Here is a 13004-nt window from a genome sequence, read left to right as displayed (position 1 = left end):
CCGCGCCGCCCGGCGGTTCAATCCCGGGCCGCGCGGTGTGAGGCGGCTCACCTGAACCCCGCCCGGACGGGGGCCGTGTCTGCGTCGAGGCACCGCGGCACGGTCGGTGGGCGGACGGAGTGGGCGGATGGCGGCAATGCGGTCCCGTACCCGGCACAGCCGGGGCACGAGTGACGAGGCGCTCGTCAGGGCGCTCTACGAGGAACACGGCAGGGCCCTGCTCGCGTACGCGACCCGCCTCACCGGCGACCGCGCCGCGGCCGAGGACGTGGTCCAGGAGACCCTGATCCGCGCCTGGCGCCACCCCGACGCACTGCTCAACGGCAAGGGCTCCGTGCGGGGATGGCTGCTCACCGTGGCGCGCAACATCATCACCGACCGGCACCGGGCCAGGGCCGCCCGCCCCACCGAGGTCGCCGAATCGACGGCGGCCCCGCCGGTGGAGCGCGACCACGCGGAGGCGGTGGTGGACGCCGTGGTCGTCATGGAGGCCCTGGAACGGCTCTCCGCCGACCACCGCGACGTGCTCTACGTGCTCTACTTCCGCGGGCAGAGCGTCGCCGAGGCCGCCAGGACCCTGGGCATCCCCCCGGGCACGGTCAAGTCCCGGTCGCACTACGCCCTCAAGGCGCTGCGCGACTTCTGCCGGCACACGCCCGTCGAGTGGGGGGAGGTCGCGGCATGAGCACCGGGGAGCGGCACGACGGCGAGGCGCTCACCGCCCGCGTCCTGGGCGCGCTGAACGACGAGGAGGTCCGTGCCGTGGACGAGCACGCCGCGTCCTGCGAGCCCTGCGGGACCGAACTCGGCGAACTGCCCGCCCTCGCACGGGCCCTCGGCGGCGTCCCGCCGGAGGCCTTCCTGGACGGCCCGCCGGAGGGCGGGGACCTGCTGCTGCAGCGGACGTTGCGTCAGGTCCGCGCCGAGCGCGCGGGCGCACGGCGGCGACGGCGGGCGGCCCGGCCGCCGGTCGCGGCCCCGGCGCCGGGGCCCGTCCGTACCGCCTCGGGCGCCGACCCGTCCACTGGGGCCCGGTTGACCGTGCGGCTCACCCCGGCCACCGCCGCCTGGGTGCGGCTCCGGGCCCGGGTCGGCGGTATCCCGGCGGGGGAGCACTGCCTGCTGGTGGTGGTGGCCCGGGACGGCGCCCGGCAGATCGCCGGCAGCTGGGTGGTGGCGCCTGCCGGGGAGGGCCGCGGCGTCAGCCTGGACGGCTCCGCGGCGGTGGCCCCGGACGAGGTCGCCGCGGTCGTCGTGGAGACGGCCGACGGCACGGCGTACGTGTCGGCGAAGCCCTGACCGCCCGCGGGGAGCGCCTGCGCGGGCCTCAGGCCGCCCGTGCGGGCGTGCCGGGTGAGGCGGTGACGGCGGAACTTTCGTTGAAAGGTAAACTAATGAGAGTTCAATCACCCGACGGAAGGGTGTGCGGGTTCAGGGTCGCCAGCATGCGCTGCAGGTCGGCCCGGACGCGTGCCCGCTCCTGAGCGCCAAAGGGGGAGAGGGCCTCCTCCTCGGCGGGGGCGATGGCCTGTTCGGCGCGGACCGCCAGCTCCTCGCCCTGCGGGGTGGCGCTGATCTCGATGATCCGGCCGTGCGTCGGATGGGCCCGCCGCTCCACCAGTCCGCGCTCGGTCAGCCCCTGGACGGCGGTGCCCATGGACTGCGGTGTGACCCCGCATCGGCGCGCCAGTTCGGCGCTCGACATGGCCCCGTAGGTGCTCAGGTGCATGAGGGCGCTGAACTGCGCCTGGGTCAGTCGGAGCGGGCGCATCGCCTGCTCGATGCGGATCGCGTAAGCCTGCGAGAGCTGCCAGATCAGATAGCCGATGTGCTCGCGGGGTTCGCGCGGGGGCATACCGGATGCCTTCCTTTTGTCTGTTAACTTATATAAGTCAGCTTACATTATAGGAGGGATCCTCCCTGGTGGACACCGTGATCATCACCGATGCGCAGCCCCCCGCGGACGAGCCTCCGTCGCACCACCGGCACCGGCACCGGCACGTCCCGGGACCGCAGACCGACGCACCGCCCGCCCGGGTGGGACTGACCGGCCCCAAGGCCGTGATCACCCCGGTGATCACGGTGCTCGTCGTCGGGCTCTCCTTTGTGAGCGTCTTCCTGGCCGCCTTCCACACGCCCACGGCGCACCGGCTGCCGGTGGCCGTCGTCGCCTCGGACCACTCGGCGGCCCTGTTCGACGTCCGCCTCCAGCGCATCGCGCCCGAGGCATTCCAGGTCGACCGGTATCCCGACGCGGCCTCGGCCCGGCACGCCGTGGAGCACCGGGAGGCCTACGCGGCCTATCTGTCCGAGGGCGGCAAGCCCAAGGTCGTCTACGCCGGCGCGAACGGCCCGGCGGTGTCCGCTCTGCTCACCCCCCTGGCGTCCGTTCCGCACGGCGAGAGCCACAAGATCCCCGTGGTCGACATCCTGCCGCTGTCGTCCGGTGACAGCAGAGGGCTGTCGGTCTTCTACGCCTCCTTCGGGCTGATCCTGGCAGGTTTCCTGTTCGGCCAGCTCACCTACCAGGTCGCACCACGGCTCTCCTTCAACCAGCGCGTCCTGAGCATCGGTCTCTTCGCCGTCCTCGGCGGCCTGGCCACCACTCTCATCGCCAGTACGGCCTTCGGCGCGATACCCGGTTCCTTCTTCGGGATCTTCGGCGTCGTCACCCTCATGGCCGGCGCGGTGGCCGCCGCCACCGTCGCGCTCATCCGCGTCTTCGGCCCGGCCGGGGTGCTCCTGGGCTCCATCTTCATGCTCATCATCGGGAACGCCACCAGTGGCGGCGTCCTCCCGCCGTACTTCCTCCCGGGCTGGCTGGAGCCACTGACCTCCGTCATGCCGGCCGGGGTCGGCGTCCGCGCCATGGACGGAGTCGCCTACTTCCACCACGACGGCCTGACCCGCGGGATCGTCATCCTCTGCAGCTGGATCGTGGCGAGCGTCGGCACCATGTTCCTGCTCGACCGCATCGCGGCGACCTCGGGGATCGTGCACGCGGCCACCCGCTGACGGGGACGGCTGCTCCCGGGGGAGCAGCCGGCCGGCCTCCCCCCCCGGACGACGACCGGCCGCGCCACCCACGGCAGCCTGGGGCCATGGCGACGACCACCACCCCCGCGGCCCCGGGACGGACCCTCGGCGGCCCCCGCACGGCAGACCGCCTGTGCCACGCGACCGGCGCCGTGCTGATCCTCTCGGGCCTGTTCCACCTCGCCGTCCTCGCGGTGGACGGCGGCCCCTGGGACGGCCCGGTGTCCTGGCGCAAGCCCGCGACCTTCGGGCTCTCCTTCGGCCTGACCCTCGTCGCGGTCGCCTGGGTCACCTCGTACCTGGAGATCGGCGCGCGCCTGCGCACCCTGCTGCTGGCCGTGTTCGCCGCCGACTGCGTCGTCGAGGTCGCCGGCATCACCCTGCAGGCCTGGCGGCGCGTGCCGTCGCACCTCGACATGGAGACCGGCTTCGACACCGCGGTCTCCATGACCCTCGCGGTCGGCGGCGGCGTCCTCGTCGCCGTCCTGTCGGCCTTCGCCCTCGTGTCCTTCCGGCGCCGGCCCGCCGGCCCCGCCGGCATGCCCCTCGCCCTGCGCGCCGGCTTCGCGATCCTGCTCGTCGGCCTGCTCTCCGGCGCCGCCATGATCGCCCGCGGCGTCCATCTCACCCGGACCGGCCACCAGGCCGCCGCCTACGCCTCCACGGCCCCCCTCAAGCCCCTGCACGGCGTGAGCCTGCACGCCGTCCTCGTCCTCCCCGCCCTCGCCCTGCTCCTGTCCCGCACCCGTCTGACCGCCCCGGCGACCACGCGCATCCTCCGCGCCGCCACCGCCTGCTACGCCCTCGCGGTCGTCGCGACAGCCGCGTGGGCCGCGCTCACGTACCGCTGACGCGGAGTCCCGGTCCGGTGGTGCCTGGCATCATGCGGGCATGGGGAGGCAGGACAGCGACGAGGCGTACGTACTCGACCTGTGCGACGAGGTGTTGGCCGAGCGAGGCGAGCGGCAGCGCCGTTTCGATTGGCTCGTGGGTGATCCGAGCCCGTCGGGCCGCAGAGCACGCTTGCCGGTCGATTCCTGCTGGCCGGGCCACGGACTGGTGGTGGAGTACCGGGAGATCCAGCACGACCGGCCGGTCACCTTCTTCGACAAGCCCGAGGCCCTGTACGACGCGCGCCGCGAGGCGCTGATTCCGGCGAACGGCCTGGAACTGCTGGTCATTCGACCGGCGGACCTGGCGGCCGACTCTCGGGGGCGGTTGCTCCGGGTCCGCGAGGCGGACCTCGCCGTGCTCCGCAGGCTCCTCGCCACGGCGGAGCACCGCCTGACGACCGACGAGGACCGCGTGGTGGCCGTCTTCCGCCGCTGGTTGATCTCCCGAGGGTGGACGGCCGTGCTGCCGACCGACCACCACACCGACATCGAGGCCGTGCGGGACGGCCGGCGGATCGTGGGAGAGGCGAAGGGCCGCACCAAGGAGCCGGGCGTCGACGCCGACATCGCCTACGGGCAGCTGCTGAGGAGGATGACCGATACCTCCGAGACCACGCGCTACGCCCTCGTCGTGCCCACCTCCGGTCTCCGTGCAGCCCGACGTGTGCCCGTAGCCGTGCGCCACGTGCTCCGGATCGACGTGTACGAGGTCACGGACACCGACGGCGTGCGGCCGGCGGCCGACTGACCCCTCCGTGGCCGGGCTCGGGGCGCCAACTCGCCGGTTCCGCCCGGGCGACGGCAGGCCGCCGGGCGGGCCGGCGGGGGCCCGCCCGGTCAGCACTCGATGACGTTGACCGCGAGGCCGCCCCGCGCCGTCTCCTTGTACTTGACCTTCATGTCGGCCCCGGTCTCCTTCATGGTCTTGATGACCTTGTCGAGGGAGACGTGGTGCCGCCCGTCCCCGCGCATCGCCATGCGCGCGGCGGTGACGGCCTTGACCGCGGCCATCCCGTTGCGCTCGATGCAGGGGATCTGGACGAGCCCGCCGACGGGGTCGCAGGTGAGGCCGAGGTTGTGCTCCATGCCGATCTCCGCGGCGTTCTCGACCTTCTCCGGGCCGCCGCCGAGGACCTCGGCGAGGCCGCCCGCGGCCATGGAGCAGGCGGAGCCGACCTCGCCCTGGCAGCCGACCTCGGCGCCGGAGATGGAGGCGTTCTCCTTGAACAGCATGCCGATCGCGCCCGCCGCGAGCAGGAAGCGGACGACGCCGTCCTCCCTCTCGGCCTCCGACGACTGCCCGGCCACGAAGTTCACGTAGTAGTGCAGGACGGCAGGGATGATGCCGGCGGCGCCGTTGGTGGGGGCGGTGACGACACGGCCGCCCGCGGCGTTCTCCTCGTTGACGGCCATGGCGTACAGGGTGACCCACTCCATGGCGTGCGCCGCCAGGTTGCCCTCGGCGCGCAGCTGGCGGGCGGTGGCGGAGGCGCGGCGGCGGACCTTGAGGCCGCCGGGGAGGATTCCCTCGCGGGTCAGCCCGGCCCGCACGCAGTCCTGCATGACGCGCCAGATCTCCAGCAGGCCCGTGCGGATCTCCGCCTCGGTGCGCCAGGCCTTCTCGTTCTCCAGCATCAGGCCGGAGATGGACAGCCCGGTCTCCCGGGTGAGCCGCAGCAGCTCGTCGCCGGTGCGGAAGGGGTACTTCAGCACGGTGTCGTCGAGCTTGATGCGGTCCTCGCCGACCGCGTCCTCGTCGACGACGAAGCCGCCGCCCACCGAGTAGTAGGTCTTCTCCAGCACGGGCGCGCCGGTCTCGTCGTACGCGAAGAGCGTCATGCCGTTGGCGTGGTACGGCAGCGAGCGGCGCCGGTGCAGGACCAGGTCGTCGGCGGAGAACGGGATGTCGTGGGCGCCGAGCAGGCTGATGCGGCCGCTGCTGCGGATGTGCTCGACCCGCTCGTCGGCGGTGTCGACGTCGACGGTGCGCGGGGAGTGCCCCTCCAGGCCCAGCAGCACCGCCTTGGGGGTGCCGTGGCCGTGGCCGGTCGCGCCGAGCGAGCCGAAGAGTTCGGCGCGCACGGAGGCGACACCCGCCAGCAGGTCGTCGTTCTTCAGCCGCTGGGCGAACATCCGCGCGGCGCGCATCGGGCCCACCGTGTGGGAACTGGACGGGCCTATGCCGATCGAGAAGAGGTCGAAGACGGAGATGGCCACGGTGCGATGACTCCTCGGATTCGCGGACCCCGTTGTCCGCGGGCGGCCGGCGGGGTCGCCGCCGGAGTGGTACGTGAGCGGCGTGGGTGCGCCGCACTCGCTCCAGTGTGCGGGACCGTCCACGCGGACGGTCCCGCACACCGGGTGACGCTCGCTACTTCAGGCCGGGGTACAGCGGGTGCTTGTCGGCCAGGGCGGTGACCCGGGCGCCGAGCGCCTTGGCGGTCTCCGCGTCGAAGCCCGGCTTGAGGGCCTCGGCGATGACGTCGGCGACCTCGTGGAAGTCCTCGGTGCCGAAGCCGCGGGTGGCCAGCGCCGGGGTGCCGATGCGCAGGCCGGAGGTGACCATCGGCGGGCGCGGGTCGTTCGGGACCGCGTTGCGGTTGACCGTGATCCCGATCTCGTGCAGCCGGTCCTCGGCCTGCTGCCCGTCGAGCTCGCTGTCGCGCAGGTCCACCAGGACCAGGTGGACGTCGGTGCCGCCGGACAGCACCGAGACCCCGGCCGCGGTGACGTCGTCCTGCGTCAGCCGCTCGGCGAGGATCTTCGCGCCCTCCAGGGTGCGGACCTGGCGGTCCTTGAACTCCTCGCTCGCCGCCACCTTGAAGGCGACCGCCTTCGCCGCGATGACGTGCTCCAGCGGGCCGCCCTGCTGGCCGGGGAAGACCGCCGAGTTGATCTTCTTGGCGAGCTCGGCCTTGGACAGGATGACGCCGCCGCGCGGGCCGCCCAGCGTCTTGTGCGTGGTCGTGGTGACGACGTCCGCGTACGGCACGGGGGAGGGGTGCAGCCCCGCCGCCACCAGACCGGCGAAGTGCGCCATGTCGACCATCAGGTACGCGCCGACCTCGTCGGCGATCCGCCGGAAGGCCGCGAAGTCCAGCTGCCGCGGGTACGCCGACCAGCCGGCGATGATCAGCTTCGGGCGGGACTCCTTGGCCAGGCGCTCGACCTCGGCCATGTCGACCTGCCCGGTCTCCTGGTCCACGTGGTAGGCGACCACGTTGTAGAGCTTGCCGGAGAAGTTGATCTTCATGCCGTGGGTCAGGTGCCCGCCATGGGCGAGGTTCAGACCCAGGATCGTGTCGCCGGGGTTCAGCAGCGCGAACATCGCGGCCGCGTTGGCCTGCGCGCCCGAGTGCGGCTGGACGTTGGCGTGCTCGGCGCCGAAGAGCGCCTTGATCCGGTCGATCGCGAGCTGCTCGACGACGTCGACGTGCTCGCAACCGCCGTAGTAGCGGCGGCCGGGGTAGCCCTCGGCGTACTTGTTGGTCAGCACCGAGCCCTGGGCCTGGAGCACCGCGACCGGAGCGAAGTTCTCCGAGGCGATCATCTCAAGGGTGGACTGCTGGCGGTGCAGTTCGGCGTCGACGGCGGCGGCGACGTCGGGGTCGAGCTCGTGCAGTGAGCTGTTGAGAAGCGACATCAGGGGGTCATCCGTCCGGAGGTCGGAGTGGACAGGGCGGAGCGGCGGCAGGGCTCGGGCGGTCAGCTGCCGGTGAAGGCGGTGTACTCGTCCGCGGAGAGCAGGTCGCCCGGCTCCTCGGAGATCTTCACCTTGAACAGCCAGCCGCCCTCGAAGGCCGCCGAGTTCACCAGCGAGGGGTCGTTGACGACGTCCTCGTTGACCTCGGTGACCTCGCCGGAGACCGGGGCGTACAGGTCGCTGACCGACTTGGTCGACTCCAGCTCACCGCAGGTCTCACCCGCGGCGACCGTGTCGCCCACCGCCGGGAGCTGGACGTAGACGACGTCGCCGAGGGCGTTCGCCGCGTGCTCGGTGATGCCCACCGAGGACACGCCGTCCGCGTCGGCGGCCGAGACCCACTCGTGCTCCTTGCTGTACCGCAGCTGCTGGGGGTTGCTCATGGCGTGAATTCTCCTGGATGCAGGTATGTGCTGGTGAACGGCTGTCTTGACAGGTGGGACGGCTGTGCCGGATGTGACCGGGACCTCAGCGCTGCCGCTTGTAGAACGGCAGGGCCACCACCTCGTACGGCTCATGCGTACCGCGGATGTCCACGCCCACACCAAGGGAGCCCGGCGCGGCGTGCGCGGCGTCCACGTACGCCATGGCGATCGGCTTGCCCAGGGTCGGGGACGGGGCGCCGGAGGTGACCTCGCCGACCACCTCGCCGCCCGCCACCACGGGGTAGCCCGCCCGGGGGACGCGGCGGCCCTCGGCGACCAGGCCGACCAGCTTGCGCGGCGGCGTGGCCTCGGCCTTGGCGGCGGCCGCGGTCAGCGCCTCGCGGCCCACGAAGTCACCCGGCTTGTCGAACTTCACGACCCTGCCGAGCCCGGCGTCGAAGGGGGTGAGCGCGGTGGTCAGCTCGTGCCCGTACAGCGGCATGCCCGCCTCCAGGCGCAGCGTGTCCCGGCAGGACAGGCCGCACGGCACCAGGCCGGCGTCCGCGCCCGCCTCGGTCAGCGCCTGCCACAGCTTCTCCGCGTCGGCCGGGGCGACGAAGAGCTCGAAGCCGTCCTCGCCGGTGTAGCCCGTGCGGGCGATCAGCGCGGGGACCCCGGCCACGGTGCCGGGCAGGCCCGCGTAGTACTTCAGCCCGTCCAGGTCGGCGTCGGTGACCGACTTGAGGATGGCGGGGGAGTTCGGGCCCTGGACGGCGAGCAGCGCGTAGGCGTCCCGGTCGTCGCGGACCGCGGCGTCGAAGCCGGCGGCGCGTTCGGTGACCGCGTCGAGGACGACCTGGGCGTTGGAGGCGTTGGCGACGACCATGTACTCCTCGTCGCCGAGGCGGTAGACGATCAGGTCGTCGAGGATGCCGCCGTCGGGGGCGCAGATCATCGTGTAGCGGGCACGGCCCACGGCCAGCGCCGAGATGTGGCCGACCAGCGCGTGGTCCAGCGCCTCGCCCGCGGCCGGACCGGTGACCGTGATCTCGCCCATGTGGGACAGGTCGAACAGACCGGCCCGGGTCCGCACGGCGGTGTGCTCGTCGCGCTCGCTGGCGTACCGCAGCGGCATGTCCCAGCCCGCGAAGTCGGTCATGGTGGCGCCGAGGGCGCGGTGCAGCGCGTCCAGTGCGGTACGGCGGGGTTCACTCATCGGGCGGGCTCCCAAGGCGAGGAAGGGACAGACAGGGCGATGACGGGGCAGGTCCTCCCCATCTGTCATCGGAACCTGAGAGGTTCACCTGGACCCTCCGGTCGGAGGAGTCCTGGTTTGCACCTTGGGTGGGGCGGCGCCCCCGTCGCCGGGAGGGCTCGCCCGCTTTTCAGATGTGCCTCGAACGCGCGGTATCTGTGCCTGAGAGATTCAAGGGAGGACTTGCTCCTTCGGCGTCCCGCCCGCCGCAGCGGTGCGGAAGCTCTCCCGCGCGGCCTCGAACGGCCGATATGTGATTGAGGCCGCCATCATTGCACGGGCGCCCGCCGTTGTCGCGATCGAGTCCCGGATGTCCCGGTCCGGTTCCGATCCGGTTGTAACGCCGCCGTTTCTCTGGGTAGGCAAAGACACAGGATTTACCATTTCTTGAACGTCGGACCCGGAGGGCGAACTGTGCGGTGGCAGAGTGCGTATGCGACGGCCGGGGGCCCGGCCGTGTCCCGGCCGGTACCGGCGCGGGCCGGGGAGGCGCGCCGTGGGGGCCGCGCCGTGCGGCCGCGCCGGCTGCTCGATCTGCGGCGGGGGCGCCGGCCGGTGCGCACCCTGCGCTACCCGGCGGGTGACGTCCTGGTCGTCTCCGGCCTTCCGGGCGGCGGCAAGAGCACCCTCATGCGGCGCGCGAAGGGCGGGGCCCGCCTGATCGACTCGCAGGACGTGAGGGAGCGCTGGCAGGCCCGGCTGCCGCGGCTGCTGCCGTACGCCCTCTACCGCCCCCTGGTGCGGATCGCGCACTACGCCGGGCTGTGGCAGGCGCTGCGCTCCGGCGACAGTGTCGTCGTGCACGACTGCGGCACCCTGCGCTGGGTGCGCGCCTGGGTCGCCCGTCAGGCGCGGCGCCGGGGGCGGGGCATGCACCTGGTGCTGCTCGACGTCCCCGTGCGGACCGCTCTGGACGGTCAGCGCGAACGCGGCAGGGGAGTGTCGGCGTACGCCATGGCCCGGCACCGCAACGCCTCCCGCCGGCTGCTCGCCGAGGCGGAGGCCGGCCGGCTTCCCGGGGTGTGCGCCTCGGTGGTGCTGCTGGACCGCGAAGCGGCCCGGGAGCTCGAGGCCATCGACTTCGACGGCTGAGCGGCCGGGCCGCGTCGCGTGAGGGGCGGTACTGCTACTGACCCTGGAGGTCCTCCTGGGCCTGCGGCGCGATCTGCGCCTCGGGCGGCAGCTGCTCCCCCTGGTCGTTCAGAGGGAGCGGCAGCGGGAGCGGAAGCGGCAGCGGCAGCGCGCCGGTGAGCAGCTTCGGCACCGCCAGCAGCAGGGCCTGCAGGTCGGCGACGACGGTGGCGACACCGGCCGTCACACCCGCGAGGTCCTTCGCGACCACCTTGGCCAGCAGGTCCGTGACGTCCTGGACCAGCTTGGTGAGCGCGTTCTTGACGTCGGTGACGGCGTCCGCGGCACCCTGGTCGCCCGGACCGCCGATCTGGTCGATGGCGCCCTGGTCGATGGCGCCCTGGTCACCCGGCTGGCCGAGATCCCCTGGCTCCAGGCCCGGTTGTGGCGCGCCCGGATCGAAGGCCGACGGGTCGGTGACGCCGGGAGATACCGCACCAGCCTGGTCGAGGACCGAGGCCAGCTGTCGGCTCGCCTCCTCCAGACCCCTGCGGAGTTCCTCCAGCTTCGCCGAGTCCGGGCTTTCGATCTGGGCTTCCTGGGTGAGCTTGGCCCCGATGGACAGCGTGTCACCCAACTTGGCGATGAGTTCGGCGTTGCCCGTCTCCGCCGCCCGGGCGGCGAGGTGCTCGACCTCGACGGCCGTGCTCCGGGTGGGGGCCTGGGCACTCGCGACACCGCCGGTGAGGCCCATCGTCAGCGCGGCGCACACGGCCGCCGCTATGAGGGTGGAGTTGATCCTGGTGATGCGCATGTCGAGATATCTCCCGGTTGAGGGTTTTCTCCTTGCTCGTCCTACCTTCGGAGCCGTAGTGACGCTTCGCAACCGGACGATCGCGTTATGTGACGTATACGAGGTGCGGGGGTCGCTCGCGCCCCGCGCCGGATAGGGTTTCCACGGAGCGCACCACCACGGCAAATTGCGAGGCGAGACGCAGTGAACATCCCGGGGCAGCGGATAACGGACGGCTTCGCTCCGTCGGTCCACGGTGCCGGCGGCTGGCCCGCCAACGAGCTCGAGGAAGTGCTCTCCGCGGCACTCGGCGATCCGGGTGCCACGGCCCGCGTCCTGGAGGTGCTCGGGCGCTCGCAGTTGTGGATTCCGCTGCCGAACGGCGGCGGTCCCGAGAGCACCGACCTCGACCTGCCGACCCTCGAACTCGAAGGCGGCGTCTACGTTCCGGTCTTCAGCTCCGAACAGCAGTTCCTCGCCGCCGGTTCCGGCATGAGCTTCGCCGTCGCCCCCGCCCGCGAGTTCGCCCGCGGGCTGCCCCCGCAGCTCGGGATCGCCGTGAACCCCGGGGGCGCGGTGGGCCTTCCGCTGCCGCCCGCAGCGGTGATGGAGCTGTGCCGCACCGACCGCGAGCCCGGCACCCCGAGCGGCGCCCGGGTCCGGCTGTGGGAACCCTCGCCGGACGAGGAGCCGGTCGACTTCCTGGCCGTCGCGGCGGGCGAGTTCGCCGTCACCCCCGTCGTGCTCTCCGCCCGCCGCGCGCTGGCCAGCGTCGAGGGCGACCCCGCCACGCTCTTCGTCGGAGTCGAACTCGACCGCTGGCAGGAGGAGGACCGGGCCGCCGCCATGGCCGCCCTCGGGCGCGCACTCGGCGCCGTACCGCTGCCCTGGCAGGTCAATCTGGTGCTGCTGGACGTCGCACAGGACCCCATCGGCGACTGGATGCTGGAGCGCGTGCGACCCTTCTATGTCGGCACGGGCGCATAACCTGGGTCCGGCACGACACCCGAGGCATTCGGCGAAGCAGACGACGCGGACAAGGCAGACGCGGAAGGGCGGGACACGTGAGCGCCGGCGTGGGAGGGGGCGGGGGGCTGGAGCATGCGCTCCGGCAGGTGACGCCCGGTAGGTACGACGCCTACGAGGAGGTGCTGCGGGCCCTCGCCGACAGCCAGGTGTGGATGCTGCTCTGGCAGGGCACCCCCGGCGGCGCGGACGCGCAGTACGGCAACATGGAGGTCGCCGGCCACGGCTACGCGCCCTGTGTGACCTCACCGCAGGAGTTCACCGCCTGCGGCTGGAACCGGGCCCACGAGGTGGTGTCCGGTCGCGAGATCGCGGCATCGCTCTTCCCCGACCGCTGGGGACTGTGGCTCAACCCGCACGCCCCCGGCGGCGGAATCGGCATCCCCTGGCTCGACCTGCGGCGCGTCTGCCTCGGCCTCGACCGTTCCCCGGCCGGACCGCTGCGGATCGGCGAGCCCGCGCTCCAGATCCCCCAGTACTACGCCCTGTTGACCCAGCAGGCCCATCGCACCCCGGCCGTCCGCTCGCTGCGGCGCGCCTGGGTGCAGCCCGCGCTGGGCGAGCCGTACCTGGCGATCGGCGTCGACCTCTACGACGCCGGGCCCCAGGCGGTGGAGACCGTGCGCCTGATGATGCAGTCCGCCCTCGGGGCGGTGCCGCAGGGGCTGCCGGTCGCCACGGTCGCGCTCACGGACGAGTACGACCCGGTCGGCATGTGGATGCGGGCCTCGGCGCAGCCCTTCTACTCCCGCGACGCCCACGGCGCGCCAGGTGCGCCGGGTGCACCCGGGGCGACGTACGGCTGGGCCCCGCAGCCCTACTGAGGCCTCCGGCGGGCTTTTCCCGCCCGCCCCGCGTGCGG

General features: G+C 72.8%; 14 protein-coding genes and 1 riboswitch. Of the genes, 8 read left to right on the top strand and 6 right to left on the bottom strand.

Features of this window, described 5'->3' with window-relative positions; translation table 11 throughout:
- Positions 1–127 precede the first annotated feature (127 nt).
- Together CHF15_RS19145 and CHF15_RS19140 are read left to right on the top strand one after the other, a co-directional pair.
- Positions 128–685: a sigma-70 family RNA polymerase sigma factor gene (locus CHF15_RS19145; RefSeq protein WP_089225048.1), complete on the top strand. Its 558-nt coding sequence runs from the start codon at positions 128–130 to the stop codon at positions 683–685.
- Entirely contained in the window at positions 682–1299 is a 618-nt protein-coding gene (locus CHF15_RS19140; protein ID WP_089225047.1) for a zf-HC2 domain-containing protein, read from the top strand. The genes CHF15_RS19145 and CHF15_RS19140 overlap by 4 nt, the downstream gene beginning before the upstream one ends.
- 103 nt (positions 1300–1402) lie before the next feature.
- Here the strand turns inward: CHF15_RS19140 and CHF15_RS19135 are convergent, their stop codons facing one another.
- Positions 1403–1855 carry a MarR family winged helix-turn-helix transcriptional regulator gene (locus CHF15_RS19135; RefSeq protein WP_089225046.1) on the bottom strand — a complete coding sequence of 151 codons (453 nt, stop codon included), beginning with the start codon at positions 1853–1855 and terminating at the stop codon, positions 1403–1405.
- Positions 1856–1923: 68 nt separating this feature from the next.
- On the opposite strand from CHF15_RS19135, the gene CHF15_RS19130 reads away from it, so the two are divergent.
- The 3 genes from CHF15_RS19130 to CHF15_RS19120 all read left to right on the top strand — a co-directional run bounded on the left by CHF15_RS19130 (position 1924) and on the right by CHF15_RS19120 (position 4677).
- Entirely contained in the window at positions 1924–3015 is a 1092-nt protein-coding gene (locus CHF15_RS19130) for a YhgE/Pip domain-containing protein (RefSeq protein ID WP_089225045.1), read from the top strand.
- Positions 3016–3101: 86 nt separating this feature from the next.
- A complete protein-coding gene (locus tag CHF15_RS19125) occupies positions 3102–3887 on the top strand; it encodes a hypothetical protein (RefSeq protein WP_089225044.1) in 786 nt (261 codons plus the stop codon).
- Positions 3888–3927: 40 nt separating this feature from the next.
- Positions 3928–4677, top strand: a complete 750-nt coding sequence (locus CHF15_RS19120; RefSeq protein WP_089225043.1) for a hypothetical protein — start codon at positions 3928–3930, stop codon at positions 4675–4677.
- 89 nt (positions 4678–4766) lie between these two features.
- On the opposite strand, the gene CHF15_RS19115 is transcribed toward CHF15_RS19120, so the two are convergent.
- From CHF15_RS19115 to gcvT, 4 genes are all read right to left on the bottom strand, one after another.
- Positions 4767–6146: an L-serine ammonia-lyase gene (locus CHF15_RS19115; RefSeq protein WP_089225042.1), complete on the bottom strand. Its 1380-nt coding sequence runs from the start codon at positions 6144–6146 to the stop codon at positions 4767–4769.
- A 154-nt stretch (positions 6147–6300) separates the two neighbouring features.
- A complete protein-coding gene (gene glyA / locus CHF15_RS19110) occupies positions 6301–7572 on the bottom strand; it encodes a serine hydroxymethyltransferase (RefSeq protein WP_089225041.1) in 1272 nt (423 codons plus the stop codon).
- 62 nt (positions 7573–7634) lie between these two features.
- Entirely contained in the window at positions 7635–8015 is a 381-nt protein-coding gene (gene gcvH, locus CHF15_RS19105) for a glycine cleavage system protein GcvH (protein ID WP_018563431.1), read from the bottom strand.
- An 85-nt stretch (positions 8016–8100) separates the two neighbouring features.
- Complete coding sequence (gene gcvT, locus CHF15_RS19100) at positions 8101–9213, bottom strand: glycine cleavage system aminomethyltransferase GcvT (RefSeq protein WP_089225040.1); 1113 nt, start codon at positions 9211–9213, stop codon at positions 8101–8103.
- 179 nt (positions 9214–9392) lie between these two features.
- A riboswitch (glycine riboswitch) is annotated at positions 9393–9493 on the bottom strand.
- A 173-nt stretch (positions 9494–9666) separates the two neighbouring features.
- Between gcvT and CHF15_RS19095 the strand changes: the two genes are divergently transcribed.
- A complete protein-coding gene (locus tag CHF15_RS19095) occupies positions 9667–10344 on the top strand; it encodes an AAA family ATPase (protein WP_089225039.1) in 678 nt (225 codons plus the stop codon).
- Positions 10345–10378: 34 nt separating this feature from the next.
- Here the strand turns inward: CHF15_RS19095 and CHF15_RS19090 are convergent, their stop codons facing one another.
- Positions 10379–11137, bottom strand: a complete 759-nt coding sequence (locus CHF15_RS19090) for a hypothetical protein (protein ID WP_089225038.1) — start codon at positions 11135–11137, stop codon at positions 10379–10381.
- A gap of 183 nt (positions 11138–11320) precedes the next feature.
- On the opposite strand from CHF15_RS19090, the gene CHF15_RS19085 reads away from it, so the two are divergent.
- Positions 11321–12103 carry an enhanced serine sensitivity protein SseB gene (locus tag CHF15_RS19085; RefSeq protein ID WP_245938917.1) on the top strand — a complete coding sequence of 261 codons (783 nt, stop codon included), beginning with the start codon at positions 11321–11323 and terminating at the stop codon, positions 12101–12103.
- Positions 12104–12180: 77 nt separating this feature from the next.
- Positions 12181–12966, top strand: coding sequence for an enhanced serine sensitivity protein SseB C-terminal domain-containing protein (locus CHF15_RS19080; RefSeq protein WP_089225037.1), 786 nt, complete (start codon positions 12181–12183; stop codon positions 12964–12966).
- Positions 12967–13004 lie beyond the last annotated feature (38 nt).

The sequence above is a fragment of the Actinacidiphila glaucinigra genome, assembly GCF_900188405.1.
GTDB lineage: Bacteria > Actinomycetota > Actinomycetes > Streptomycetales > Streptomycetaceae > Actinacidiphila > Actinacidiphila glaucinigra.
The sequence above is the reverse complement of the archived record's forward strand: the minus strand, read 5'-3'. Positions and strand labels throughout refer to the sequence as shown.